A 25,001-nucleotide genomic window follows, 5' to 3' on the forward strand; every position below is an offset into this window, starting at 1 on the left:
TTATTGATTATTCCTCGGCGTAGTAGTCGAAAATCCGATAAGGTGACTGACACTAATATCGCAAATTTAAAAAATAAGAATGCTCATCACGGGGATAAGGATACCCAGTAGGGGCGCATAGCGCTTTATAGTGAACGCGGCATCGCTTGAATAGGCTGTTACTACAACCATGTGTATAATATGATGGTTGATAAGGTATTTTGCTAAACACGTTGTTTTTGGAGTGTATTTATGTCTGGTCCTGAGTCATCAAATAGGGTAAATCAAGCCTTGAGCAATTGTTATCCGCTCATTGATACCCATACACATTTTGATGCGCCAGTATTTGATAATGATCGAGAGCAACAGGTGCAAAAAGCTTACCATCAAGGTATACGTCATCTTGTGCTGGTTGGTTATCTTTATCAGCATTTTGAGCGTATGTATGACACTAAGCAGTTGATCGATAAGTTATCAAAGCGTTTTGGCATAGACACTGGCGAGCATAACGAGTCTGATTTCTGTACCCATATTGCGCTAGGCTTACATCCTTTTTATATCGAGCAGCATACTGATGCTCATTTGACAGAATTGGCACAAATGGTTGCTGCCTGTCGACCATTAGCCATTGGTGAAATTGGCTTGGATACCTTTACTGACGCAATGAAAGAGCCTGATGTTTTTGATAAACAAAAGCGGTTCTTTAAGGCGCAGCTAGATATCGCTGTGACCTATCAGTTGCCAGTGATGCTTCATATTCGTAAGGCGCATGCCGAAGCGCTTGCTATATTAAAAGCGCATGAATACGATGCTCATACATTGGGCGGTATTGCGCATAGTTTTAGTGGTGGTGAACAAGAAGCCAAGGCATTTGTGAAACTAGGGTTTAAGCTGGGTGTTACAGGTCAGGTGACCAATCCGAACGCCAAAAAACTGCGCCGTGCTATTCAGGCCGCTGTGGATACATATGGTATTGAGTGCTTGGTGATTGAGACAGACTGTCCGGATATGACGCCGATTATGTGTCAAAATTCAAATAGTCAGCATTCAGCCGTTGGACAAAGCCTAGACAATGAATGGGAGGCAGCCCACGCACATGATAGGAATATTCCTGCTAATTTGCCTTGGGTATTGTCGAGTTTAAGTGAATTATTGGGTGTCTCACAGGATAAACTTGCTAAGCAGTTATGGCAAAATAGCTGCGATGCTCTAAAAGTAAACTGGGCCTACCCAACATAATTATTAAACTTATACTTAAAAGATGAAGTAAGCACAGTCAAAATATTTAAAAAGAGTATTTAAAAAGCTATGAATGAAACCAGACAAATTGAGCACCCAGTCGTAGAGCCAGTCACTACCGAATATGATAATGTACAAGCTAGCGTAGATGAAAAAATGAGCAGTATGACCGCCGCTTCCAAGGTACGCGTACGCTTTATGGCACATCAGCTGTCAATACGTTTGCAGCGTCGCATGTTTATATCATTGGGGTAGGCGGTGTTGGTTCTTGGGCGGCAGAAGCGCTGGCACGTACGGCAGTCGGTATGATTACCTTGATTGATTTGGACGTTTTGGTGGCCTCTAATGTCAATCGGCAGCTACCGGCGTTAGACAGTACGTTTGGTCAAAGCAAAATTGAGGCAATGGCGGCACGTATTAAGGAGATCAACCCTCAAGTCACCTTAAATCTCGTTGATGATTTCTTGACCGTCGAAAACGTCGCAGCGCTACTGCCGAGTCGCCACGAAGCGAAAGCAGCTGCCGATCAAGGTAGGCCTACTGTAATTTTAGATTGCGTGGATGATATGAATGCCAAGCTGGCGATTGCCCTACATTGCCGTTTTAATAAATTAAAGCTGGTCTGTGCAGGTGGTGCAGGTGGTAAGATAGATCCAAGTCAAATAAGAGTGAGCGACTTGCGTGATAGCTATCAAGATCCATTGCTTGCCAAATTGCGTAACAAGCTGCGCCACGAAAAAGGCATCAATAGCGCGCTAAAAGAGAAGTTCGGTATCAAATGTGTTTATTCTACCGAGCCACCACATGTGGATAAGAGCTGCCAAGCAGGCGGATTACAATGTGGTGGTTATGGGTCGGCAGTGGTCGTCACATCGGTGGTCGCAATGATTATGGTCAATGAAGCGTTACAATTATTGATAAAGCAGACGAGTCACCAATCGAGCGTCTGATATTATTTAATGGAGTCGATCTTGTCTATATCTAACTCACCTAAAAGCAGCTACCCAGTAGCGGTAGATGAAGTAGAGCGTATCAACAAGTTGAAAAAATATCAGGTACTCAATGAAGATGAGGAGCCTGCATTTGATCGACTCGTTGCACTCGTAAAGCTGTTTTTTGATGTGCCGGTGGTAACGATCACTTTTATGGATGAGGAAACGCAATATTTAAAAACAGCCTGCAAATTCAACAGTGAGACTGAGAGTGTACGTACCACAACACGTGAAGTAGCCTTTTGTAATTATACGGTTTTATCTAACGAAGTCTTTGTGGTGCCAGATGCATTGGAGGACAGTCGCTTTCGTCAGAACCCATTAGTTACTGGCTTGTCTCATTTGCGGTTTTATGCGGGTGCACCGATCATTTTGCATGAGGGCAATAAAAGTTACCGGTTAGGTTCATTATGCCTGATGGATACCAAGCCCAACCATAGCTTTAGTGACCAACAAAAGAGGTATTGGCGCAGTTTGCGATGATGGCAGCAGATGCGTTGAAGCTACAGGATAAAGAACGTGATGCCAAACACGCCAATGAGATGAAATCTAACTTTTTGGCCAATATGAGTCACGAATACGAACACCAATGAACGGTATCATTGGTATGGTAGAGATGCTAGGTGACACCGAGCTTAGCGCTGAACAGCGAGAGTATGTAGATAACATCAAAGTCTCTAATGAGCATTTGATGGTGATTATTAATGGGATTTTGGACTTATCGAAAGTTGAGTCTGGAAAATGACTATCGATTCTATCCCACTCAATTTATCTACATTATGTAATGAAGTGGTCAGCCTATTTTCTATTAAGGCACGTCAACGAGGTTTGACGCTAGATTATCATTATACCGAGTCATTATCACCTTATGTGAAAGGGGGATCCAGTACGCCTCAAACAAATCATCGCAAATCTTGTGAATAACGCGATTAAGTTTACCCGTGAAGGCGGGAGAGTGAGTATTGATGTCAAGCATATGAATAATTGCTATCGCGAAAATATTGACAAAAATAGCATGAGGCAGGAGACGTTAGAACGTAAGGCGGATAAAAATATGACCTTATGTATTGAGGTCACAGATACAGGTGTCGGTATAAAAGCTGAGTCATTAGAGGCAATATTTGATGCTTATGATCAAGCCAATAAATTCACGCATCGCCTTTATGGTGGTACAGGTCTTGGGCTCTCCGTCTGCAAATCTCTTGTCGATCTGATGGGTGGGTATATTTGTGTCGATAGTACCGTAGGCGTTGGTACTACATTTCGAGTGTTATTGCCGCTACCGACTATTGATGAAGAGAAATACGAAACATGGCAAGACTCTCATGATCTCACAATGGCAGAGCCTAGCCACGAGCGTGCAGGTCATATCTTATTGGTAGAAGATGATACCGTCAATGCCATTATTGCCAGAAAGGCATTGACCAATAGCGGTCATACCGTCACTCATGTGACTGATGGTCAACAAGCGATTGAAGCTTTTGCCTTGTTTCCCAAACGTTATGATGTCATCTTGATGGATCATCACATGCCGATTTTGGATGGTGTACAGGCCACTATTAAGCTGCATGAGCTTTATGACCCTCAAGACCTACCACCTATTATCGCTTTGACTGCCAATGCCATGGATGGAGAGCGCGAAAAGTACTTAAAAGTGGGTATGCAAGATTATTGCACCAAACCTTTTAAAAAGGAGCAGCTAAATGCTTTAGTACAATATTGGTTGATACAAAAGCAGCTATCAGAAGAGGAGTAAGTCACAGGTCGTTATCATGATAATTGCCATGACAATGACTATTAAATATTAGGCGCGACTAACTAAATACTAGGCGCTACCAAACGTTAAAGGCGACTATGCGACAATGAATACAGCCGCTGTAAACACAAAAAAGCTTAACCGTTTATATAGCGGTTAAGCTTTTTTATTAGTGATCAACACAACAATCTCAGCGATCAATCATGCTTATTGCGCTATTAGTTTACACGAGTTTGGTAGTCACCCGTACGCGTATCAACACGGACGATTTCACCTTGCTGTACAAATAGCGGTACACGTACCACGGCACCAGTTTCTAGCTTAGCCGGCTTGCCGCCGCCACCTGAGGTGTCACCGCGTACACCAGGATCGGTTTCTGTGATTTGTAATTCAACAAAGTTAGGCGGCGTTACTGATAAAGGTGTGCCATTGAACAAAGTAATGGTGCATAGAGCATTGCTGTTCTCTTTTAACCACTGTATCGCGTCGCCCATCGCGTTTTTGTCAGCTTGAATTTGCTCAAAGCTTTCAGGGTGCATAAAGTGCCAAAACTCACCATCATTGTATAGATAGTTCATTTCCGTATCCATCACATCAGCCGCTTCTAAGCTGTCGCCTGATTTGAATGTTTGCTCCAGTACTTTACCACTACGAAGATTACGCAGCTTAACGCGGTTAAAGGCTTGACCTTTACCGGGTTTGACAAATTCGTTTTCAAGAATGGCACAAGGGTTGCCATCCAGCATGACTTTTAGACCAGCTTTAAATTCATTAGTAGAAAAACTTGCCACAAGAGACTCCTAGGGGTTGTAGATATGGTAGTAGATAGATATGAGGCTGACTGTACCAAAAGTTGCTGCCAAGCCAAGTGCTTACGTATTAGCGATATACTTTGATAGGGTAGACACTAAGGGCGTATAATATCCGATTTTGGGCACAGGTAGTAGGCTGTCATGATAAACCATTTAATCACACAAAAAAACTGGCAAACGCAATTATCGGAAGCCATTACCTCTGTTGACGAGTTGCTCAGTCTCCTAAAACTCGACTCACTACGTGCAGAGGTCTATGTGCCGAAGCATTTTGAGCTGCGTGTGCCGCGCGGCTTTGTGGCAAAAATGACTGTGGGCGACCGTGATGATCCGCTATTAAGACAAATACTGCCAGACCAACAAGAGCAAATCAACGTCACAGGCTATGTAGCAGATCCTTTAAGCGAAAACAGCCAAAACCCTGTCAAAGGAATGCTGCACAAGTACCAATCAAGAGTATTACTGACGATTACTGGGGCGTGCGCGATTCATTGTCGCTACTGTTTCCGTCAGCATTTCGACTATAGCGCCAATATGCCAACTGCTGATGCAAAAGAAAATATCATCAACTATATCAGCGCGCATCCTGAAATCAATGAAGTGATTTTGAGCGGGGGTGATCCTTTAAATGTGACCAATAGACGTCTGTTTGCATGGTTAGATACTTTGGAATCTATTCCGCAGCTGACGACAATTCGACTGCATACTCGTCTACCGCTGGTTATTCCAGCCCGATTGGATGACGCACTATTAGACAGACTGTCTCAAAGTCGTTGCCGTATCGTGATGGTCATTCATTGTAATCATGCCAACGAGATTGATGATCTGACAGCAGAGTACCTTCAACGTGCTCGCGCAGCTGGCGTGACGATGCTAAATCAAGCAGTACTATTAAAAGATGTTAACGATAATATCGATGCTCAGACAGAATTAAGCCAGCGTTTGTTTGCTTGTGGCGTACTACCGTATTATCTATATGTTTTAGATAAGGTGGCTGGTGCCGCACACTTTGATAATGACGAGCGGTCGTCAATTGAGCTTTACTGGTCGTTATTGGCAGCATTACCGGGATATTTGGTACCCAAGTTGGTCAGAGAACTGCCGAATAGGCCATTTAAGGTGCCGATTGATATTTACAAACATATTTAATGCAGGCAATATAGGGGTGCAGAAAAAACCTGTTAAAAAGAGACGATTGTTGATAAAAATTGGTCAGTGACTGATTTTTTTATAAGAAGGGGGTCACGGTATCAGACATTATATTGATAGAACGCCTAAAATATATTGTCTAACAATAAAACGTCTATCGTTCATACCCATAGTCTCTTTAAAACAATACACAGTTTGCATGCTTTTTACCTGATATTGCTCTACTTTGTGTGGTTGCATACTTGCCTCTTGTCAACTTACTCAGAGTGACCAACAGTGAGTAGGAATACTGATGATAACTTTATCTAAGTTTCAAGAAGCCCTTTCTTCCAAAGAGCCACTAACAACGCCAAACCAATCAGTGAGCGGCCAAGAGCATCATTTGCTCAAACTATTGACAACGCTATCTTCACAAACCCAAGAGCAGCAAGCTGAGCACTTAGAAAAAGTTCTCTCCGTATTATGCGAGGCCAATATAGATGAGCTTCAATGCCTTAAACTGATGACGGCTGTGAGCGATGCTTCAGATCGGTTGATTGCCACGTTACGACAGCAGTATATTTATGAAACAGGCGCGCTGAGTGAGGTGCAGTTGGGTTATGTGGCTCAAGTAAAATCCTTGCATTATTTAATTATTTTGGCTTATGACAAGGTTGTACGTCGTCAAGAATTAATATCAAACAGTCCGCCAAAAAATATTTTAAAGAAAGGTTTTCCGCGCTATTTTAATACCAATAAAAAGCGCGCCAATACGCTTACGGTTGCCATTTATCAGTCGCTGCTGAGGTACCACAAGCTATTGTGTGAAGAGGCACTTTGCTATCGCAAGCCATCAGATTATCTCTGGTTCAGAATTAATCAGTTGTACCACCTCGCTTATCAACAGCGTGTGTCTCATCTCGAGTTGAATCGAGAAACAGTGACACCCTACACAAATAGTATTCATCAGCTTTATTGCCAAATATGTTTGCATAGTTTATTGAATGTATGTGCCATGCGTCGTCCTAATGTTCTATTGGTACAACGTTTATTGCCTGAATGGTCTCATTATATTGTTGCGACAATAGAACCAAAGACGGAAACACGCGTGTTCGTAGATTTACAGAGTGATAAACCACCAACGTATCTAACGCCCAACTCTGAGATAAATCCCTATGAAGATCGCTATGACTGTTTGTTTTTAGAGCTGACTCCTATGGTGCAGTATTTTAATTCACGTAGGCAGCTATCCACTGAGAGCAGTAATGTGGGGATAGGACACGGTCTGTTGAATACAATATCAATGACAGTCAGTTATCGTTATCTACAACCACAGCTCACGCTGCCTACTAAATATAGTCTCAAACATCGTGCGAGTTTAATCGCTGGTTTTAACAGTATCCATCACCATGTTAGTGACTCAAGCAGCTTTGCTAGCTTGATAGCAATAGATGAGTTATCCATAGATGAGCGCCCTCGTTATGACACGTTTAATGCAGAGCAAAACAGTAATAGCGTATTAGACATAGAGGTGTTTGACAGCCATGACAGTTTGTCACTATTTCGTACACTGCGATTGGTGCCAACAGTAGATGTGTTGAATGAAGAGCATGTTGAAGAGGAGGCTCTTGATATGGATATGATAGATGGCGAGCTTGTTGCAACCACACCGCCATCATTACATATCATGAGTTTGTTCTTACTCTGTCAACCTGATGTGACAGAGCAGCCTGATCGGTCAATAGGGGTGGTGCGCTGGCGACATTTTGATACCAAAGACAAAGAGGTTGAATGGCAATTGCTTGGTCATCAGATTGTGGCATGCGGGTTGCGCTTGGAAGGGAGGGACCCACAGAAGCATTGTTTTGTGCCAGCGCTGATTCTGGGTAAGGATGAGCAGCTGCAAACCATGAGTTCGCTGATTGTACCTTCGTCTTACTTTCAGCCTGATGATAGAGTCATCATGCGTATCAGCAGCAAACAAACCCATCTACGTTTGGGTCGTAGATTGATGATAACTGAAGGGTTTAGTCAATACGAAATAGCAAAATAATGTCTATTTATGTATTTATAGTGAAACCATTATAAAAATGGTATAGCAAGATTAAACGCTATTTTTCGCAGCCTCTGGAGACGCAGTCACAGCAAGCAAGAAAAGTAGCATTTAATCGAGCGCGTTTTCTATGCTGTATCAATTTTATTGAGGTTCTACTATATTGAAAGAAAGAGGGGTTGCACCGTATAAGAAAAAAGGCTGATGTTTTTTTTGATAATGATATTAAACAAACAAGGTCATAAGTTAACCTGCAGTCAATCAAATTATTGTCTATAATGAGCGATATTGTTACTCTAATTTATAAGATGCCTCGGGCGCTAGAATATATTACGCCAACTAAAACTCAGCTACTATCACAATAATCACTGAGCATATTCTCTATAATGTTTTCTAAGCCAGATTAATTTTTGGAAACAGTATAAGGTGTCAAAAATAAGAGATAAAGATACAACCATAAGATTAAAAGGCCACCTATGCGCATTCAGTCCACCTTAAATCTATTAGTGATTAACGATGATCAGCTCTATGCTGAGCGTCTTGTACATCTACTGAGTGATTATTATGACAGCGTGAATTTAGGATTTTTGGATGATAAAGAAGAGCTACTAAAAGTACTGCGCCAGTCGTGGGATGTGCTGGTATTTGTTAGTGCTTATGATATGAGCTTTACGGATGTGGTTGGCATCATTCAAGAGCAGAGCATTGATTTGCCGATGATTTATTTGATGAAGGGTGAGGCAATATCGACCGCGTGTAATGATGAGGGGTTGCCTGCGGTGATGAGCGGAACCATGGTCAAAGCACTCAAGGCTGATCAAGAGATGGCTATCGTTATGGCTATCTGCTTACAGCATGACAGCTTGCGTAGTCGCCGTGAGCTCAAGAAACTACGCCATGTCCTATCAGAAGCAGAGCAACGTGCCAATGTGCTGATTAAAAACTCGAAAAGTGCAGTTGCCTATATCGATGAAGGTATCCATATCTTTGCCAATGATCCCTATCTTCAACTGTTTGGCTTTCGGTCAATGAATGATGTCATAGGGGTACCTGTGATTGATTTGATTTCAGGTGGCGATAGTGTCAAGGACTTCAAGCAATTTCTACGTCAGTTCGATAAAGGTAGCCGTGACGAAGTCGAGTTTAACTTTGAAAGCGTGCGCACGGATGGCAGTACTTTTGAGGCAAAATTACAGTTGGCATCTGCGACTTTAGATGGCGAACCCGTTACTCAGATTATCATACAACAAAATGCTAGCAACAGCGCAGAGGTTGCCAAACGCTTGGCTGAAGCAGAGCGTAAAGATAACCTGACAGGTGTGAATAATCGCCACGGCTTTGAGGAGCAAATGGCGATAGTGCACCAGCAAGCAACTCAAGGCGTGCTGACAGCAGCATTGCTCTATGTACAGCTCGATAACATTGGAAAAATAAGAAGTAGCCTCGGTCTGCAAGGAGTAGATACGACTGTCAAACAGGTTGCCTATGCACTAGATGAACTGGTATCGGATGGACATGTCAGCCGCTTTAGTGATACCGCATTTATGATACTTGTCAAAAACAAAACTACCTCAGAGCTCGAAGAGCTGGCTGAGAACATAGGTTCGCGTATCAGTGAGATGCTCATTGAGGTAGATAAGCGTACGACGAGTACCACGGTAAGTATCGCAATCGTCAAAATCGAAAAAATACCGCAGAGCCCGCTATAATAATAGAGCGTGCTATGGATGCTATTAGCCAGATCATGGTCGAAACCTCTAACCATGGTGGTACTTATCATCTATATGATCCGAGTGAGCATGCCAATAGTGATGATCATGCGCTTGCTGAGTCTCTGATTGATGCTATTACAAACAGTCGATTTGAGCTGTCATTTCAACCAATATATGATATCAATCAAGATCGTAGTGACTTTTTTGAAGTGTATCTACGTCTGCCATTGGCCGATGCCGATAACACGGTATTGACTCCCTGATCAGTTTATGGCTGTGGCCAGAAAACACAAGCTACTTGAAAAGATAGATCGCTGGGTACTCATTAATGCGTGCAAAAAAATCAATGATGTCCGTAAAGAGCATCCTGAAGCCAGACTATTGGTGCAGCTAACCAGTGCCTCATTAATTGACAAGAAACTGCCCAATGTGGCAAGCCAACTGATCAAGGCAGTAGGCGGCGCTGCTGGTGTCTTAACGTTGCAATTTAACGAAAAAGACATCTCGGATCATTTAACTGTGGCAAAATCTCAGTTTTCGGCCCTTAACGAAGTCAACTGTCAAATGGGCATTACTAATTTTGGTTCTTCTGCCAAATCTATCGAAATTGCCAATTTAGTGCAGCCGGATATCGTGCGTTTGGCGCGTAACTATGTACAAGATATCAATTCAGCAGATAACTTAGACACGGTTAAATCACTTATCATGCGCATCAATGAGGTAAATGTTGATGTGCTAATGCCGTATATTGAAGATGCAGCGACTATGTCAGTCGCATGGAGTGTGGGGGCGCGCTATCTGCAAGGATACTATTTAGAAAAGCCTAGCAAAACGCTAAAGATCGCCAGTTAACATATTGCGATGCTACAAAATCTTTATCGCTAATGCTCACCAACCAAAGATTGCCAAAATGTCTATTATTAGTAAATATCAAATAAGCAGTCTTTTTGCCGCTGTTTTATTGCTCACTGCTTGTGAGCATACCCCGCCTGATCATCGCGACCCTGTGACACTACCACTATATGTCAATGGAGATGCAGATAATGGCTCGTTAATTTATCAAGATGCTTGCAGTCAATGCCACCAGCTCAACGCTGGTCTCAATAAAAAGGGCCCGCAATTAATGAATATATACGGCGCACCAGCTGCTGAGCTAAAAGATTACACTTATAGCGAAGGGGCTCACAAAGTCAGGATGGGTATGGGACGCCAAAACACTCGATCCCTATATCGCGGATGCACAAAAAGCCATGCCAGATTCAAAGATGCTATCAGACCCTATGCCAGATGCTAAAGAGCGCGCGGATGTTATTGCGTATTTATCAACCCTCCGCGCTGATGCGCCGATCGTCGTAGAGGATGCGAACTGACCTTACTGGTTGATCGTTATGACCCAAAAAATGAGCCGATAATTTACTATGACCCATGCCCCTAACGATAGAGCACCATCACCTACATATCAAAAAAATATCCAAAACGCTTGGTCAATCCGCTCCCAGTGGCACCGATTTGCAACGCAATCAGCAGAAAATTGCACAATTGATGGCGCAATTGAACCAAATTGTATTGGACAAACCGCAAGCAGTTAAATTGGCACTCAGTGGCATACTAGCAGGTGGGCATTTATTGCTACAAGATTTACCTGGTATGGGTAAGACAACTCTGGCTCAAGGTTTGGCTAAGCTGTTAGGCCTGAGTTTTAGCCGAGTGCAGTTCACCAATGACATGCTCCCTGCCGATATCTTAGGCATGAGTATCTATGACCAAAGTAAACTGCGTTTTGAATTTCGTCCCGGTCCTATTTTTACTCAACTGCTACTTGCTGACGAAATCAACCGCTCCAGCCCCAAGACGCAAAGCGCACTCCTTGAAGCAATGGAAGAGCGACAAGTGACGCAAGATGGACAAACTTATTCTTTGCCGCAGCCGTTCTTTGTTATTGCAACCCAAAACCCACTGCAACAAGCTGGCGTCTATCCGTTACCTGAATCACAGTTAGATAGGTTCTTGCTGTGTCTGTCATTGGGCTATCCATCACCTATGGCAGAGCGTGAACTACTAAAAGGTCAAGATCGCCGTGAGCTATTAAAGGATCTAGATACGGTGCTTGATACTGAGGCTGTGCTATTGGCACAACAAGGCGTAAAACAAGTTTATGTGGCGGACGTGGTATTGGATTATCTACAAAGACTCGTTGCAAAGACTCGAGCAAGCCAAGAGTATCATGGGTTATCACCACGTGGCGTGCTATCGCTACAGCGTGCTGCACAGGCTTATGCTTATGTGTCGGGGCATATGGAGGTGACGCCTGAAGATATCCAAGCGGTCTTCGCTGCCGTGGCTGATCATCGTCTCGGGCAGCGTTTTGCCCCTGCACAAGTGGTAGGTGGGCAAGCACCGCAGACCATCGCCCAACGCATTTTAGCAGACGTGCCTGTCATCGTTTAGCTGTCTATATTTTTAGTTATCTATATTGAAGTACGAGCAGGTTTAATAATACATGGCTATATCATCGAGTCCGTTAGTCTGAGGACTAGCGACTAGAGTCAATTACATGGTAAGAATAGGGTAGTCATGAGCTTTTTACCAAAAGCCTTAACCGCGTCAATCAGGTCAGCAATGAGCCGTTGGTTTGCCTCGCGCGCACCCAAAAATGATAGCGCGACGCTCAATCTACGCAACGTCTATATTTTTTTTTAGTCGTGAGGGTATGCTATTTGCTGTGCTATTAGTGATTACCTTTATCGCGGGTATCAATTATGGCAATAACTTGGTACTTGGCTTGTGCTTTTATCTGGTCAGCGTTTGGTTGATTAGTTTTCATGTGACTTTTGCGCACATATCGGGTCTGCAAATGCGTCTGCTAGAAGTGACTATGACAGAGGCCGGTACTCCTGCTTGGGTGACACTGCAACTCAAAAGTGAGAGCCGTCAGCCACGGCGGCAGTTATTATTTGAGTTTGAGCAAGTAGCTGACAAGAAGGGATAAAAGTGGCACGAATCGGCAAAGCTCCATACTCGTGACGAGTCTACAAAGTGAGCAAACTATTCGCTTACCTGTTCAAACCTACAATCGCGGTCCTCTTGAGCTGCCACGACTAATAATTAAAACCGTTTATCCTTTGGGTATTATGCGTGCTTGGTCTTATGTCTATTTTGCGCGTAAGACTTGGGTGTATCCCAAACCTGAAGCATTTGACTGGCAGGTGCAGTATTCAGTTGCAAGCTCGGAGGATCTGCCAATTGGCGGACAATATCGACAAGGGCAAGACGACTTTGAGCGACTGGATAATTATGTCGAAGGGGGAGTCGCTGGCCCGTGTCTCTTGGGGCCATGTGGCACGGGGTCAAGGCATGTTTACCAAGCACTTTGCAGACCCTGTCGGTCATGAGCAAACGCTTGATTATGCAGATATGCCAGGTGCTCATCATGAACAGAAGCTTGCGCAATTGGCTCATGGGGCGTTGACATTGGGTCAATTAGACGTGCCCTTTCAAATGCGTTTACCCAATGATACGCCTACTAGCGCAGCGGTGGGTGATGGCGAGACTTTTGCGCAAGCGTGCTTGCTAAGGCTGGCGAAAGCACCATGAATGAACCCAAACAGTTTTCTGCAACCGATGCCACAAAAACGGCAAGATTTGAGCAGTTAGCACTCGGTCAAAATATACAAGCGAAAAGTGGCATAGCAGCTGATAATAAATGGTATCGGCGACTACTGGCTCTACCAGCTTACTACTGGGTGCTAATTGCTCAAATAGCAGTCGTGTTGCCACATGCTGCTCACTTGCCAATATGGTTAATCGGGTTTGCGGCGATTAGTATTATTGCCCAACTACCGCGTCTCAAGAGTCGGCTAAAAAAACTCTCGCATTTAAAACGTGTCTATCAAAGCATGCAGATGCTGGGTTTTTTATTAGGCCTAGTAGGTCTGTGGCTAACGTATAACACAGCATTTGGGCTGGACATGGGCGTGGCATTTTTGGTGCTATGTCTCGCTAGTAAGCTTTGGGAGCTGTACAAGCGGCGCGATGCTTATGTGGTATTGAATCTATCGTTATTTGTACTTGCTGCATTGTTTTTAATGGATCAAGGGTTGCTGACAACTTTAGAGGTGGTACTGGGCGCTGTTATTGTCCTGCTGGCGTTTATTGCCCTAAACGACGATAGTAATGATGACGGTGATGGACGCCTGCGTACTTTAGGGGTGTTAGGGATTGGGGCACTGCCATTGTTGGTGGTGCTGTTTCTATTTTTCCCAAGACTGCCGCCACTGTGGTCTGTACAACTATCAGCTCAGCAAGCGACCACAGGTGTGTCCGATAGTATGTCACCCGGTGATTTTGCCAATTTAGGCCAGTCAACTCAGCTGGCTTTTCGCGTAGAGTTTGGCGATGAGCGTCCACCGCAACAGCAACTATATTGGCGCGGACTCGTGTTTAGTGATTTTGACGGAGTTACCTGGCGACCAAGCAATCAGGTAAGCCAATGGCCGACTAGATCGCAAGCCCCTACATGGATTCAAAATGCCTTTGCTACCGTTCCTGAGCAAGTGCAAGCCGCACCTACTCGCTATCAAATTATCCTAGAACCTACTCAGCAGAACTGGTTATTCGGGCTCGATTATTCTTTTTCTCAGCAGCCAGATATCAACATTACTTCCAACTTTACATTATCAAAAGATCAGCCTGTTACGCAGCAGCTGCGTTATGATGTATTGCAGTTTGCGCCGATGCGTATTGATACTGTGCTGACAGAGGCATCAAGACGCCTAAATCTGGCACTACCAGCAGAGGGTAATCCGCAAGCACGCGCGCTTGCTCAGCAGTTATTTGTACAATCAGGCTCAGATCCCGTGCGCTACATGGCTGCTATCGAGCGCTGGATCAATCAAACAGAGTTTCGCTATACGTTGTCACCGCCACGACTCAATACTGATCGTATCGATGAGTTTTTGTTTCCAGACCAAAGCAGGATTTTGTGAGCATTACTCTTCAAGCTTTACTTTTATGATGCGCGCAGCTGGTATTCCAGCGCGGGTAGTAGCAGGCTATCAAGGTGGTGAGCTGAGTCAAGGTGGTGATGTTTGGGAAGTGCGTCAAAAAGATGCGCATGCATGGACTGAAGTTTGGCTCGAAGGCCAAGGCTGGGTACGCGTCGATCCCACGTCGTTTGTGGCGCCTGAGCGGGTTGAGCAGGGTATGAATGCGATGACCCAGCAGCAAGGCGCAGCCATGTTTGGCAGTGGTGCCAGCGCGCAAATCAGCTATCAGCAGTATCAAATGCTACAAACACTACGTCGCTTGTCTGACCAAGCCAGCTATTACTGGCAAAAAGATGTGGTCGGTTATGACCAAGACAAACAAGCAGATTCGCTCCTAAAATGGTTCAACATCAGCTCCATTATGCAGCAAGTGATTTGGTTGGCGGCCAGTGCTATTATCGTTATGACTACCTTAGTATTCATCATTTGGCGCCGCCGGCGCAAACGCTGGCACCCAGCAGATTTGCCGCTTGCCCAGCTCTCGAAACATGTCGGCAAGCGCGATAAATTATTGGCTCGAGAGGATCATGAAGGACAGTTAGCTTGGCTAGAACGCTTAGCATCTGCTATCGATAGTCGCCTAAATGACGATACTCGCCGTCATGCAAGTCATTTAACAGACAGTGAAAACCCGATAGCGATTCAGACAAAACTGATTGAAATTAAGCAAAACTACCGTCAGTTACGTTATGGGCGCCTGAGTAACTTGGATACTAACCATAGTGAATATCAAAAACTACTTAAGCAGCTGAAAAGAATGTGCGCGAATTATTGTAACGTTTTAATGGATGGCGTTGATAATTTGAGTGAGATTAAAGATGCTGACGCATGGATATGTAGCAAATATCAGTAAAGGTTGTTTTGAGAAGATAAGTAAGAGAGTGTCTCATGGCGGTATATGTAGATTTTGTGCAGATAAAATTCAAAGGCTATAAATGGTGTCATATGCTTGCGGATAGTTTGCAAGAGCTGCATGATTTTGCAGCATTGATTGAGGTAGATCCACGTTTATTCCACCGCACCGCAAGCTACCCGCATTATGATATTACCGTGCAAATGCGCGAAACAGCCCTTGAGAATGGGGCGCTGCCTGCCGACAGGAAAAAAATTATTGAATGTGCCAAGAAGTTAAAAGTAGAGTTGCAGTCTGAAATGTCGTTATCTGATAGTGACTGATGCAGCTTATAAGTTACACAAAGAAAAAGGTGGGTAGAGATTTTGCTCACCCACCTTTTTTTTGCTTAGATGATACTTTTCTCGTTTGGTATTATTTGGCAACTGCCGCCGTGCTGATTGCGTTGAGCGCTTTTGAGACATTATCAATAACGGTATCGCAACCTTTGATATTATGGCGTGTTTTTAGATATTCAGGATTGTTGTATGAGAGCCATACCTTTTTATTGGCATCTTCGCTAATGAGGATTTTTTGTGGTAAATCAATGGCGACGGTTTGCTCGCAATTCATCAGAGACGATCTTAATTATGGCGATATCCTTGAGCGATTCATTAGTGAGTCATGGCGAATATCCATTGTGCGTCATCAGGCAGGGGGATGGCAATATATTCCAATCGATCGTTACACCAAGCGCTCTGCCAAATAGTCGACCAGTAGTCTGATTTTTGGCGATAGTTGACGGTTGTGTGGGTAGATGGCCCAAATGCTTTCTTTGGGTTCTCTATAGTTGTCGAGTACGCTCACCAACGCACCCGATGCCAGATGTTTTTGTACGTAGTAATCGGGCAGTTGTACGATACCCAGCCCTTTTAGCGCCGCATCAACCAGACTATAGCCGCTGTTGTACTGTATGGAACCAGAGACGCGCAGGTTTTTTTCTATGCCTTTTTCGACAAAATGCCAATAGTCGCGTGTACCTAGTAAGCAGTTGTGCTGGCTGAGATCGTCAAGCGTGCGCGGTACCCCGTATTGATTGAGATAAGCTGGTGTCGCACAGACAAAATTGGTGCGCAGGCTAAGCTTTTTGCCATCATCGTAGAGTCGCGCAACTTACCAATACGAATGGCCAAATCGTAGCCACCCTCGATTAAATCAATTTTTGGTTACTCAAAAAGCGGTTACCTCAATGTCCCGATATTGCACCATAAAATCATTGATTAAGGGCAGCAATTGTTGCTCGCCATAAGTCACAGGCGCAGTCAGTTTGATTCTGCCTTGAGGTTTTGATTGCAAATTGCTCACCGCTTGCTCAGCCGCGTTCAAACCATCGAGCACACTGCGGCAATGCTGATAAAACACGCGGCCCTCTTCGGTGAGTGAGACTTTACGCGTTGTACGATATAGCAGCTTGATCTTCAGTCGCTGCTCTAACGCACTAATCTGACGGCTGACTTGCGCAGTCGAGATACCAAGCGCTTTTGCAGCGCGCGTAAAGCTCCCGTACTCTGCCACACAGACAAACTCACTAATCCCTTCCCAGCGCATGATTATTACCAATATGTAAAAGATATTTGCAAATATAGCATATTGTTATCTTCTCAGAAATAAATATAATGGTTAGTATCAATGTAAATAGACGGTGTTTTACTGTCATCGATGCTTGCCTATATAGGGCAGGCAAGATAAGCTCAGTCTGTCTTTATCTGTTTTAGTCACAGAAATCGTGACGATTAAAACGAGCAGATAGCCTTATTGAACAAAAATAATGATTGGGCGTGAATGACGTTTTAAGTTTACGCTACGTTACAGTCCATCAATAACAATCAAAAGAGAGATTCCTATGTCAGATAAATTTATCAAATCAAAAGCCGCCGTCGCTTGGGGCCCAAAGCAGCCATTGTCTATCGAAGAAGTAGACGTCATGCTACCACGTAAAGGCGAAGTACTGGTAAAAATCGTGGCCAGTGGTGTCTGTCACACAGATGCGTTTACCTTATCTGGTGAAGACCCAGAAGGCGTATTCCCAGCGATTTTGGGTCATGAAGGTGGCGGTATCGTTGAGCAAGTCGGCGAAGGCGTAACCAGCGTTCAGGTCGGTGATCATGTCATTCCGTTATACACGGCAGAGTGCGGCGTTTGTAAAATGTGCCGCTCAGGCAAAACCAATCTTTGCTCAGCAGTACGCGAGACGCAAGGTAAAGGCTTGATGCCAGATGGCACGACACGTTTTTACAAAGACGGCGAGCCTATCTATCACTATATGGGTTGCTCAACGTTTTCTGAGTACACGGTTTTACCAGAGATTTCTTTGGCTAAAGTCAATAAAGAGGCCCCACTAGAAGAAGTTTGTTTGCTTGGTTGCGGTGTTACCACAGGCATGGGTGCGGTCATGAATACGGCTAAAGTCGAAGAGGGCGCTACCGTTGCCATCTTTGGTCTAGGCGGTATCGGCCTGTCAGCAGTGATTGGCGCTGCGATGGCAAAAGCCCAACGTATCATTGTGATTGATATTAACGAGAGCAAGTTTGAGTTGGCTAAAAAACTAGGTGCAACCGATTGCATCAATCCAAAAGACTACGACAAACCGATTCAAGAAGTTATTGTTGAGCTAACCGATGGCGGTGTGGATTATTCGTTTGAATGTATCGGTAACGTTGACGTCATGCGTTCAGCGCTAGAGTGCTGCCACAAAGGTTGGGGCGAGTCAGTCATCATCGGTGTCGCTGGTGCTGGACAAGAAATCTCAACTCGTCCATTCCAGTTAGTGACGGGTCGCGTCTGGAAAGGTTCAGCATTTGGTGGTGTAAAAGGCCGTACGGAGCTACCAGGTTATGTCGAGCGCTATCTGGCAGGTGAGATTCCTTTACAAGACTTTATCACCCACACGATGCCAATAGAAGACGTGAACGAAGCGTTTGACTTAATGCACAAAGGCGAGAGCATTCGTACGGTTGTCAATTTCTAAGCGTCGTTACTGACAGTAATATCAAAATCACAGTTTTAACCTGATGACGCTACAATAAAAAAGCTGCTTCAATTTTAAAGCAGCTTTTTTTATTTTATTTTACAATAACAGACGGTTTAGTTAGTCATATTCGCCAATTGTTCTAATATGCTGACGTAATTTTCAACCCCTTGCGCACCGCTGACCAAATGACGCTCGTTGAAGATAATCGCCGGCACACTTTGAATGCCCTTGCTGCTGCCAATGCTGTTCTTCTGCTCGCACTTCTTTTGCAAAGAACTGACCCTCTAGCACTGCCAGTGCCTCACTACGATCCAGTCCAGTCTCAGCTGCAATGTCAGCAAGCACATTGATATCGGAGATGTTTCTGTTATCGGTAAAATGTGCCGCAAATAACGCTTGTTTTAACTCATGCATATATCCTTGCTGGTCTGCAAAAATGCAGCAGCTGATGCAGATTAAATGTATTGTGCATGCGAGTGTCATCATTGAAATTAAATTCAAAGCCAACTTCCTGTCCAGCTTCAGTCATTCTGACTCGGCTAGCATCTGACTCTTCTTTAGTCGAGCCATACTTTTCGATAATGTGCTCACGCAAGTTTTGTCCCTCGCTTGGCATATTGGGGTTTAACTCAAACGGATGCCAATGAATGGTGTGTGCGGTATTGGTTTGCTCAAGTGCTGCTGCCAGTTGGCGATAGCCGATGACGCACCAAGGGCATACAACGTCTGAGACGATGTCTATTCGGAGTGGTTTTTCTGATGTGCTCATATATCCTCGCAGGCATTATTGTTTATTTTTTATGACGGTATTTTATAGCTAGACATATCAGCCAAAGCGACTTGGTTGAATCAGCTTTGGATAATATCACTCAGTCAATATTAAGAGAATGAGGGAGCGATTACAATGTAGTCTGCACAGTCTGCGTTATCACTTAGGTAGCTCAATTGTAACTATTATCAGTAGGATAGCCGAAATTTTTGCAAAAACGGTCTAACAACTGACGCACTGATAACAAAACCCATGACTACTTAACCAATCTGCCGTGGTCACAAAACAGGTTTTATTTAAAGTTGCTCCATTGAAATTAGCGATGATTATTTATAAATAACGCTAATAATAATTCAATAAACAATAAGAACTTAACACTCACTATGGTGTCATATATGAAAAATATTACTGAAGCAATGAAATGGCGTTACAGCACCAAAGACTTTGACACCAACAAAAAATATCAGCAGAAGACTTTCAGAGTCTAAAAAATATCTTACGTCTCAGTCCGTCGAGCACCAATATTCAACCTTGGCATTTTGTGATTGCTGATGATGAAGCGGGTAAAGCTCGAATTGCAAAAGGCACTGAGGGCATGTATGAATTCAATGATGCCAAAGTAAAAGATGCCTCGCATGTCATTGTATTCTGTAGTCGTGTCTATGCCGATGACGAGTTTTTAGAAGGCTTGCTCGACAAAGAAGATGCCGATGGTCGCTTTGCAGAACCAAAACTCAAAGAGCAAATGCATCAAACGCGCAAAATATTCTTGGACATTCGTCGTTACGAGCAAAAAGACGAGGCGCATTAGTTGATAGAGCAGTTGTATCTCAATATGGGCGCTTTGTTGCTCCTAGGCGCTGCTACTTTGAGTATTGATACTGTGCCGATGGAAGGCGCAGATTTAAAAGCACTTGATGAAGAGTTTGAGTTACGTAGTAAGGGCTATACCGCTGTTGCCGTGATATCGCTTGGCTATCGTAGTGAAGATGATTTTAATGCTGATGCCTAAGTCTCGATTTGACGAAAAACAATCATCACTAAAGCCTAGTTTTAGGTGTTTGATTTGAAATGATTATTCTAAAGTAGCCTCATAATAGTCCTATAAGCTTTCGTTTGTGGGGCTTTTCTTTATTGAAGACTATTTAATATACTACCTTTTTCTAAAAAATAGATTGCCCACTTCGCATAATATATTGCTAAATCATATGGCCTGAATTTGAGTGCTGATAAATTAAAACCAATTAATACTAGCTAGCAGCGGATGGTTAGGCTAATTGAGGTAAATGATTATCAGTTAGATTAAAGCGATTGGTAGTACACACTTTCAGGTACTGTCTCAGATTAAAAACTACACTGTAATAACTACAAAATAAAAACAAAACAAGTTTTTTGGTACGCAATAATGGATTTATTGCCGCCGTAGCTATGTAGCTATGTAGCTATGTAGCTATGTAGCTATGTAGCTATGTAGCTATGTAGCTATAAGGCGCTTTTTCACCCATTATATTCATCTGCCAGCGAGAAGCCAGCATGTCTACCTTGACGTTAACAATTAATAAGCAGGATTATCAGCTCGAGAATCTTGACGCCCGTACGACACTGCTCGACGTCTGTCGTCAACATTTACAAATTACTGGACCCAAAAAGGCTGCGACCACGGCCAATGCGGCGCTTGTACCATGCTCATCAATGGTCGCCGAGTCAACTCTTGTCTCACACTTGCTATCATGCATGATGGTGATGAGATTACGACCATCGAAGGCATCGGTATGCCGGACTCACTATCGGCGCTGCAACAAGCCTTTAAAGATAACGATGCCTTTCAGTGCGGATATTGCACCCCAGGTCAAATTTGTTCAGCGACTGCCTTAATAGAAGAAGTAAAACAAAATTGGCCAAGCCATGTGAGCACAGACTTACAACATCCTGATAGCCTTCTAGTACAAGAAATCGCTGAGCGCATGAGTGGTAATGTCTGTCGCTGCTCCGCTTATCCCAATATCATCAAAGCCATCTCACAAGTGCTTGAGAATGAAGCATCAGCGTCTACTTCTAAAACAGTTGACAACGCTGCGCAAAACTCAAGCGTAACAGGTATTTGGTCACCGCCGTCAAGCGAGACTCAGTTCCATAAAGCATCAGCGAATAACAAAACAATAACAGGCAAGGCAGGAGACCACTCATGAAACGTTTTGAATATAGCCGCGCTGATGCACCTAAGCAAGCCGCAACCTCTGCTAGCAGCAAAGACGCTTCTTTTATTGCAGGTGGTACTAACTTATTAGATCTCATGAAACTAGAGATCGAAACCCCAATCAAACTGGTCGATATCACTCGTTTAGAATTAGAGCAAGTGGAAACGACTGCCGATGGTGGTTTACGTATTGGTACGCTTGTGACCAATAGCGATTTGGCCGCGCATCCTGAGGTGATTGCAAACTATCCGGTATTGTCCCGAGCTATCTTGGCAGGAGCGACTGGTCAGCTACGTAACAGAGCGACAACGGGCGGCAACTTTTTGCAGCGTACTCGTTGCTATTATTTTTATCAAACAGACAGCGCTTGTAATAAACGTGAACCGGGCACAGGATGTCCTGCTATCAACGGGGAGAACCGTACCCTAGCTGTCTTAGGTACCAGTGATTCATGTATTGCTCAGCACCCATCCGATATGGCAGTGGCAATGCGCTTACTGGATGCCACGATAGAGACAGTTAAAGCAGATGGCTCGACTCGCGCTATCGATGTCAAAGATTTTTATTGTTTGCCGAAAGACACGCCGCATATCGAAAATGTGCTAGAAGCAGGCGAGCTGATTACTCATGTTGTATTACCTGCCCCTATTAAGGGCATGCATACCTATGACAAAGTGCGCGATCGCGCTTCTTACGCCTTTGCACTGGTATCTTGTGCCGCAGTCGTCGATGCTGACGACAATGGCAACCTAAAGACAGTACGATTGGCGTTCGGCGGCATCGGTACCAAGCCATGGCGTAATGAAGAGGTTGAGGCACTATTAACGGATACCGATGGCAATAGCGACGTTATCACGCAGGCCGCTGATCTATTATTGCAGGATGCCAAAGGTAATGGTCAGAACGACTTTAAAATACCATTGACGCGTCGCCTACTAAAACAAGTTATTCAGCGCGCATTAGCGGGCGAGGGAGCATAATCATGGCACTATTAGAATCAATCACCCAGTCAGAACCAACCAAAAAACTGACCATGGATGAGCCTGTTGAAACGCTATTTAGCACAACAGCAAGCTAGTTGGTAAGCCAATCAACCGTGTTGATGGTTCCCTAAAGGTTAGCGGTCAAGCGAAATACAGTGCCGAAATACACTTGGACAATCAAGCCTATGGTGTATTGGTAGGCGCGACCATTGCGAAAGGTCAAGTTGAGAGTATCGATAGTGACTCTCTAAAAGGCATTCTAATATTATTAAAGTCGTGACCGATCCTGAGCACTTTTTGCGTAACTCTCAACAAGGGACAAAAACTAAAGCACCCAAGCAAGGGGTTAGCGAGATTTTTTATCATGGTCAGCCTATTGCTGTCGTGGTTGCTGAGACTTTTGAGGCGGCAGAGAAGGCGCTAAAGCGCTGAAAGTGACTTATAAGGATGAGACTGACCAAGCGGCACTGAACTTTACTCAAGAGCTCTCTAACGCCCATGCGGTAGATGAAAAAAAGGCTCTGATAAAAATAATGTCCAAGGCGATCCAGACCAAGGCTTAGCTGATGCGGCAGTGACCGTTGATCGCTTTTATCATACCCCAAGTCAAAGCAACTCTCCAATGGAGCCCCATGCAACGTTGGCTCATTGGGAAGGCGATAAGCTCGTTCTGTATACTTCCAATCAGATGCTCGCTTCTTGCAAACAGCAAGTCATGGATGCTCTGGACCTAAATGAAGATCAAGTACAACTGATCGCACACTATGTCGGTGGTGGGTTCGGTAGTAAGCTCGGTATTGCTCCTGAATCTATTGCAGCGGCGATTGCTGCGAAAGATCTGGGTCGTCCTGTATTAATCACTATGACGCGTTCACAAGTGATGGAAACAACGGTCAGACGCTCAAACACGCGTCAGCGTATCGCAATCGGCGCGAACAATGACGGCGTGATCGATACATTGATACACGATACGATCTCTAGTAATTTGCCAGGTGAGGCTTTCTTTGAGCCAACTGCTCTATCTACGCACCATCTATATAGGGGCAAAAACCGCCGTGTGAATTATGAGATGGTAGACATGAACCAAGTGTTGTCAGGTTCTATGCGTGCGCCTGGCGAAGCGGTAGGTATGATCGCGCTTGAATGTGCCATGGATGAGCTTGCCACACAGTTGGATATTGATCCGGTTGAACTACGCCGTCGTAATGAGCCAGAGCAAGATCCGAGTAAAGATATTCCTTTCTCGACGCGCCAATTGATTGCCTGTATGGAACAAGGTGCTGAGCATTTTGGTTGGAGTGAGCGAAACGCCAAGCCTGCCAGTCAATTAGAAGGTGACTGGTGGATAGGTACAGGCATGGCGGCTGCTGCCCGTGGTAACCAACTACAGCCATCTGAAGCACGTGCAACCCTACAGGTAGATGAGTCAAAAGCACTTGGTATCAAAGCAGTTATCGAGACAGACATGACAGACATCGGTACAGGGTCTTATACGGTGTTTTCTCAGGTAGCGGCAGACCTGTTAGGACTGCCTATCGACCATGTTGAGATGAAACTAGGTGACACTGCATCGCCACCAGCATCAGGCTCAGGTGGCAGTTGGGGTGCTGCGAGTGGGGGTAGTGGTGTCTATCTTGCTTGTGAGCAGCTGCGTGAAATGCTAGCAGAAAAAGTTGGTCTGTATCCTGACAACATTCAGTTAGACAATGGTCAAATCAAGAAAACAGGCGAGCATGCTTTAACGGCAATGGAAGCTGCCAAAAGAGCGGCCAATCATTTGCTGACAGCACTATTGATAAGCTATCGCAAACCACAGGGCTTTCACTATCAGGACAGTCAGCATCACAAAAGTATGATTTTGATAATACAGAGTCTTATGCGCTTGCGGATGTGGTCGCTGACTATGACGAGCAAAAAATCACTGCCAAAGGCCAGATAAAACCGGGTAAGAACGGTAAGAGCCATCGCCAAGCCTCTTTTGGTGCGAACTTCGCTGAAGTGGCGGTTCATAAAGTCACTGGTGAGATTCGGGTGAGACGTATGACAGGTGCATTTGCCGCTGGTCGTATTTTGAACCACAAAACTGCAACGTCGCAATGCTATGGCGGTATGGTGTTCGGTATTGGCTCAGCGTTGATGGAACAAGTGATTCATGACAAACGTGACGGTCGTCTCTGTAACCATGACCTTGCCGAGTATCATGTGCCAGTTAATGCGGACGTACCGCAGTTAGATGTCATATTGGTAGAAGAAGATGATCCTTATACCAATCCAATGCACATCAAAGGTATCGGTGAGACGGCTATTTCAGGTGCTGCTGCCGCGATTGCCAATGCTATCTATAATGCGGTCGGTGTGCGTGTTTATGACTTCCCGATTACCCTCGACAAGCTGCTTTATGAGATGCCAGAGTAGTTTTATCAGCTTATGTATGACAAGAACCCGCTTACTGAGCGGGTTTTTGTAACTGAG

At 44.4% G+C, this 25,001-nt stretch carries 29 protein-coding genes and 2 pseudogenes; 26 read left to right on the forward strand and 5 right to left on the reverse strand.

What is annotated here, in order from left to right; genetic code table 11:
- Positions 1-231: 231 nt before the first annotated feature.
- The 6 genes and pseudogenes from PKHYL_RS03380 to PKHYL_RS03400 all read left to right on the forward strand — a co-directional run bounded on the left by PKHYL_RS03380 (position 232) and on the right by PKHYL_RS03400 (position 3,966).
- Positions 232-1,218, forward strand: coding sequence for a TatD family hydrolase (locus PKHYL_RS03380; RefSeq protein ID WP_071002196.1), 987 nt, complete (start codon positions 232-234; stop codon positions 1,216-1,218).
- A gap of 158 nt (positions 1,219-1,376) precedes the next feature.
- Positions 1,377-2,168: pseudogene (locus tag PKHYL_RS03385) on the forward strand (tRNA threonylcarbamoyladenosine dehydratase); the annotation flags it as partial.
- A gap of 21 nt (positions 2,169-2,189) precedes the next feature.
- A complete protein-coding gene (locus PKHYL_RS03390) occupies positions 2,190-2,693 on the forward strand; it encodes a GAF domain-containing protein (RefSeq protein WP_240365977.1) in 504 nt (167 codons plus the stop codon).
- Positions 2,675-2,803 (forward strand): hypothetical protein, encoded by a 129-nt coding sequence (locus tag PKHYL_RS17090; RefSeq protein ID WP_269778233.1) that lies wholly within the window; start codon positions 2,675-2,677, stop codon positions 2,801-2,803. Before PKHYL_RS03390 ends, PKHYL_RS17090 begins: the two co-directional genes overlap by 19 nt.
- Entirely contained in the window at positions 2,800-2,955 is a 156-nt protein-coding gene (locus PKHYL_RS03395) for a histidine kinase dimerization/phospho-acceptor domain-containing protein (RefSeq protein WP_240365978.1), read from the forward strand. The genes PKHYL_RS17090 and PKHYL_RS03395 overlap by 4 nt, the downstream gene beginning before the upstream one ends.
- A 171-nt stretch (positions 2,956-3,126) precedes the next feature.
- Positions 3,127-3,966 (forward strand): response regulator, encoded by an 840-nt coding sequence (locus PKHYL_RS03400; RefSeq protein ID WP_240365979.1) that lies wholly within the window; start codon positions 3,127-3,129, stop codon positions 3,964-3,966.
- A 218-nt stretch (positions 3,967-4,184) separates the two neighbouring features.
- Here the strand turns inward: PKHYL_RS03400 and efp are convergent, their stop codons facing one another.
- On the reverse strand, positions 4,185-4,757 hold the full coding sequence (efp, locus tag PKHYL_RS03405) for an elongation factor P (RefSeq protein WP_058025610.1): 573 nt from the start codon (positions 4,755-4,757) through the stop codon (positions 4,185-4,187).
- 162 nt (positions 4,758-4,919) lie between these two features.
- Between efp and epmB the strand changes: the two genes are divergently transcribed.
- From epmB to PKHYL_RS03465, 12 genes are all read left to right on the forward strand, one after another.
- Complete coding sequence (epmB, locus tag PKHYL_RS03410) at positions 4,920-5,927, forward strand: EF-P beta-lysylation protein EpmB (RefSeq protein ID WP_071002193.1); 1,008 nt, start codon at positions 4,920-4,922, stop codon at positions 5,925-5,927.
- A 292-nt stretch (positions 5,928-6,219) separates the two neighbouring features.
- Positions 6,220-7,959: a hypothetical protein gene (locus PKHYL_RS03415; RefSeq protein ID WP_240365980.1), complete on the forward strand. Its 1,740-nt coding sequence runs from the start codon at positions 6,220-6,222 to the stop codon at positions 7,957-7,959.
- 476 nt (positions 7,960-8,435) lie between these two features.
- Entirely contained in the window at positions 8,436-9,668 is a 1,233-nt protein-coding gene (locus tag PKHYL_RS03420) for a GGDEF domain-containing protein (protein ID WP_240365981.1), read from the forward strand.
- A gap of 14 nt (positions 9,669-9,682) precedes the next feature.
- The gene (locus tag PKHYL_RS03425; RefSeq protein WP_240365982.1) at positions 9,683-9,934 is read left to right on the forward strand and encodes an EAL domain-containing protein; all 252 of its coding nucleotides are present in this window, start codon (positions 9,683-9,685) and stop codon (positions 9,932-9,934) included.
- Positions 9,935-9,941: 7 nt separating this feature from the next.
- Positions 9,942-10,523, forward strand: coding sequence for an EAL domain-containing protein (locus tag PKHYL_RS03430; protein WP_240365983.1), 582 nt, complete (start codon positions 9,942-9,944; stop codon positions 10,521-10,523).
- 58 nt (positions 10,524-10,581) lie between these two features.
- Positions 10,582-10,965, forward strand: coding sequence for a c-type cytochrome (locus tag PKHYL_RS03435; RefSeq protein ID WP_240365984.1), 384 nt, complete (start codon positions 10,582-10,584; stop codon positions 10,963-10,965).
- A gap of 131 nt (positions 10,966-11,096) precedes the next feature.
- Positions 11,097-12,119 carry an AAA family ATPase gene (locus PKHYL_RS03440; protein ID WP_240365985.1) on the forward strand — a complete coding sequence of 341 codons (1,023 nt, stop codon included), beginning with the start codon at positions 11,097-11,099 and terminating at the stop codon, positions 12,117-12,119.
- A 184-nt stretch (positions 12,120-12,303) separates the two neighbouring features.
- On the forward strand, positions 12,304-12,660 hold the full coding sequence (locus tag PKHYL_RS03445; RefSeq protein ID WP_240365986.1) for a hypothetical protein: 357 nt from the start codon (positions 12,304-12,306) through the stop codon (positions 12,658-12,660).
- Positions 12,661-12,914: 254 nt separating this feature from the next.
- A complete protein-coding gene (locus PKHYL_RS03450; RefSeq protein ID WP_240365987.1) occupies positions 12,915-13,265 on the forward strand; it encodes a hypothetical protein in 351 nt (116 codons plus the stop codon).
- Positions 13,262-14,656 carry a DUF3488 domain-containing protein gene (locus PKHYL_RS03455; RefSeq protein WP_240365988.1) on the forward strand — a complete coding sequence of 465 codons (1,395 nt, stop codon included), beginning with the start codon at positions 13,262-13,264 and terminating at the stop codon, positions 14,654-14,656. The genes PKHYL_RS03450 and PKHYL_RS03455 overlap by 4 nt, the downstream gene beginning before the upstream one ends.
- Positions 14,619-15,569 carry a transglutaminase-like domain-containing protein gene (locus tag PKHYL_RS03460; RefSeq protein WP_240365989.1) on the forward strand — a complete coding sequence of 317 codons (951 nt, stop codon included), beginning with the start codon at positions 14,619-14,621 and terminating at the stop codon, positions 15,567-15,569. Before PKHYL_RS03455 ends, PKHYL_RS03460 begins: the two co-directional genes overlap by 38 nt.
- Positions 15,570-15,604: 35 nt before the next feature.
- Positions 15,605-15,892 (forward strand): DUF4031 domain-containing protein, encoded by a 288-nt coding sequence (locus PKHYL_RS03465; protein WP_071002186.1) that lies wholly within the window; start codon positions 15,605-15,607, stop codon positions 15,890-15,892.
- A 91-nt stretch (positions 15,893-15,983) separates the two neighbouring features.
- Here PKHYL_RS03465 and PKHYL_RS03470 read toward each other — a convergent pair whose 3' ends face one another.
- From PKHYL_RS03470 to PKHYL_RS03480, 3 genes are all read right to left on the reverse strand, one after another.
- Positions 15,984-16,181 (reverse strand): DUF302 domain-containing protein, encoded by a 198-nt coding sequence (locus tag PKHYL_RS03470; protein WP_227517188.1) that lies wholly within the window; start codon positions 16,179-16,181, stop codon positions 15,984-15,986.
- Positions 16,182-16,292: 111 nt separating this feature from the next.
- Entirely contained in the window at positions 16,293-16,685 is a 393-nt protein-coding gene (locus PKHYL_RS03475; protein ID WP_240366487.1) for a LysR substrate-binding domain-containing protein, read from the reverse strand.
- A 93-nt stretch (positions 16,686-16,778) separates the two neighbouring features.
- On the reverse strand, positions 16,779-17,156 hold the full coding sequence (locus tag PKHYL_RS03480; protein ID WP_240365990.1) for a LysR family transcriptional regulator: 378 nt from the start codon (positions 17,154-17,156) through the stop codon (positions 16,779-16,781).
- 310 nt (positions 17,157-17,466) lie between these two features.
- On the opposite strand from PKHYL_RS03480, the gene PKHYL_RS03485 reads away from it, so the two are divergent.
- Positions 17,467-18,576, forward strand: coding sequence for an S-(hydroxymethyl)glutathione dehydrogenase/class III alcohol dehydrogenase (locus tag PKHYL_RS03485; RefSeq protein ID WP_197496776.1), 1,110 nt, complete (start codon positions 17,467-17,469; stop codon positions 18,574-18,576).
- 116 nt (positions 18,577-18,692) lie between these two features.
- On the opposite strand, the pseudogene PKHYL_RS03490 reads toward PKHYL_RS03485, so the two are convergent.
- Positions 18,693-19,348 (reverse strand): annotated as a pseudogene (locus PKHYL_RS03490) (DsbA family oxidoreductase).
- Between the two features lie 493 nt (positions 19,349-19,841).
- On the opposite strand from PKHYL_RS03490, the gene PKHYL_RS03495 reads away from it, so the two are divergent.
- The 7 genes from PKHYL_RS03495 (at position 19,842) to PKHYL_RS17100 (ending at position 24,944) form a co-directional block, all read left to right on the forward strand.
- Positions 19,842-20,159, forward strand: coding sequence for a nitroreductase family protein (locus PKHYL_RS03495; RefSeq protein WP_237182800.1), 318 nt, complete (start codon positions 19,842-19,844; stop codon positions 20,157-20,159).
- Positions 20,160-20,360 (forward strand): hypothetical protein, encoded by a 201-nt coding sequence (locus PKHYL_RS03500; protein WP_240365991.1) that lies wholly within the window; start codon positions 20,160-20,162, stop codon positions 20,358-20,360.
- Positions 20,361-21,030: 670 nt separating this feature from the next.
- A complete protein-coding gene (locus PKHYL_RS03505) occupies positions 21,031-21,537 on the forward strand; it encodes a 2Fe-2S iron-sulfur cluster-binding protein (protein ID WP_240365992.1) in 507 nt (168 codons plus the stop codon).
- Complete coding sequence (locus tag PKHYL_RS03510; protein WP_240365993.1) at positions 21,534-22,526, forward strand: FAD binding domain-containing protein; 993 nt, start codon at positions 21,534-21,536, stop codon at positions 22,524-22,526. Before PKHYL_RS03505 ends, PKHYL_RS03510 begins: the two co-directional genes overlap by 4 nt.
- Before the next feature lie 300 nt (positions 22,527-22,826).
- Positions 22,827-22,961, forward strand: coding sequence for a hypothetical protein (locus PKHYL_RS17095; RefSeq protein ID WP_269778234.1), 135 nt, complete (start codon positions 22,827-22,829; stop codon positions 22,959-22,961).
- Positions 22,962-23,103: 142 nt separating this feature from the next.
- Positions 23,104-24,468 (forward strand): molybdopterin cofactor-binding domain-containing protein, encoded by a 1,365-nt coding sequence (locus tag PKHYL_RS03515; RefSeq protein WP_269778235.1) that lies wholly within the window; start codon positions 23,104-23,106, stop codon positions 24,466-24,468.
- A complete protein-coding gene (locus PKHYL_RS17100) occupies positions 24,420-24,944 on the forward strand; it encodes a molybdopterin cofactor-binding domain-containing protein (RefSeq protein ID WP_269778236.1) in 525 nt (174 codons plus the stop codon). The genes PKHYL_RS03515 and PKHYL_RS17100 overlap by 49 nt, the downstream gene beginning before the upstream one ends.
- Positions 24,945-25,001 lie beyond the last annotated feature (57 nt).

Origin of the sequence: Psychrobacter sp. KH172YL61, from assembly GCF_007182895.1 — a bacterium.
Classification (GTDB): domain Bacteria; phylum Pseudomonadota; class Gammaproteobacteria; order Pseudomonadales; family Moraxellaceae; genus Psychrobacter; species Psychrobacter pacificensis.

Excerpts from the sequence above, each read along its gene's own strand:
- PKHYL_RS03435 (WP_240365984.1), top strand. The coding sequence starts at position 10,582 with ATGTCTATTATTAGTAAATATCAAATAAGCAGTCTTTTTGCCGCTGTT.
- PKHYL_RS03395 (WP_240365978.1), top strand. The coding sequence starts at position 2,800 with ATGAACGGTATCATTGGTATGGTAGAGATGCTAGGTGACACCGAGCTT.
- PKHYL_RS03505 (WP_240365992.1), top strand. The coding sequence starts at position 21,031 with ATGCTCATCAATGGTCGCCGAGTCAACTCTTGTCTCACACTTGCTATC.
- PKHYL_RS03380 (WP_071002196.1), top strand. The coding sequence starts at position 232 with ATGTCTGGTCCTGAGTCATCAAATAGGGTAAATCAAGCCTTGAGCAAT.
- PKHYL_RS03510 (WP_240365993.1), top strand. The coding sequence starts at position 21,534 with ATGAAACGTTTTGAATATAGCCGCGCTGATGCACCTAAGCAAGCCGCA.
- PKHYL_RS03465 (WP_071002186.1), top strand. The coding sequence starts at position 15,605 with ATGGCGGTATATGTAGATTTTGTGCAGATAAAATTCAAAGGCTATAAA.
- PKHYL_RS03440 (WP_240365985.1), top strand. The coding sequence starts at position 11,097 with ATGCCCCTAACGATAGAGCACCATCACCTACATATCAAAAAAATATCC.
- PKHYL_RS03415 (WP_240365980.1), top strand. The coding sequence starts at position 6,220 with ATGATAACTTTATCTAAGTTTCAAGAAGCCCTTTCTTCCAAAGAGCCA.
- epmB (WP_071002193.1), top strand. The coding sequence starts at position 4,920 with ATGATAAACCATTTAATCACACAAAAAAACTGGCAAACGCAATTATCG.
- PKHYL_RS03480 (WP_240365990.1), bottom strand. The coding sequence starts at position 17,156 with ATGCGCTGGGAAGGGATTAGTGAGTTTGTCTGTGTGGCAGAGTACGGG.
- PKHYL_RS03430 (WP_240365983.1), top strand. The coding sequence starts at position 9,942 with ATGGCTGTGGCCAGAAAACACAAGCTACTTGAAAAGATAGATCGCTGG.
- PKHYL_RS03470 (WP_227517188.1), bottom strand. The coding sequence starts at position 16,181 with ATGAATTGCGAGCAAACCGTCGCCATTGATTTACCACAAAAAATCCTC.
- PKHYL_RS03420 (WP_240365981.1), top strand. The coding sequence starts at position 8,436 with ATGCGCATTCAGTCCACCTTAAATCTATTAGTGATTAACGATGATCAG.
- PKHYL_RS03460 (WP_240365989.1), top strand. The coding sequence starts at position 14,619 with ATGAGTTTTTGTTTCCAGACCAAAGCAGGATTTTGTGAGCATTACTCT.
- PKHYL_RS03455 (WP_240365988.1), top strand. The coding sequence starts at position 13,262 with ATGAATGAACCCAAACAGTTTTCTGCAACCGATGCCACAAAAACGGCA.
- PKHYL_RS03425 (WP_240365982.1), top strand. The coding sequence starts at position 9,683 with ATGGATGCTATTAGCCAGATCATGGTCGAAACCTCTAACCATGGTGGT.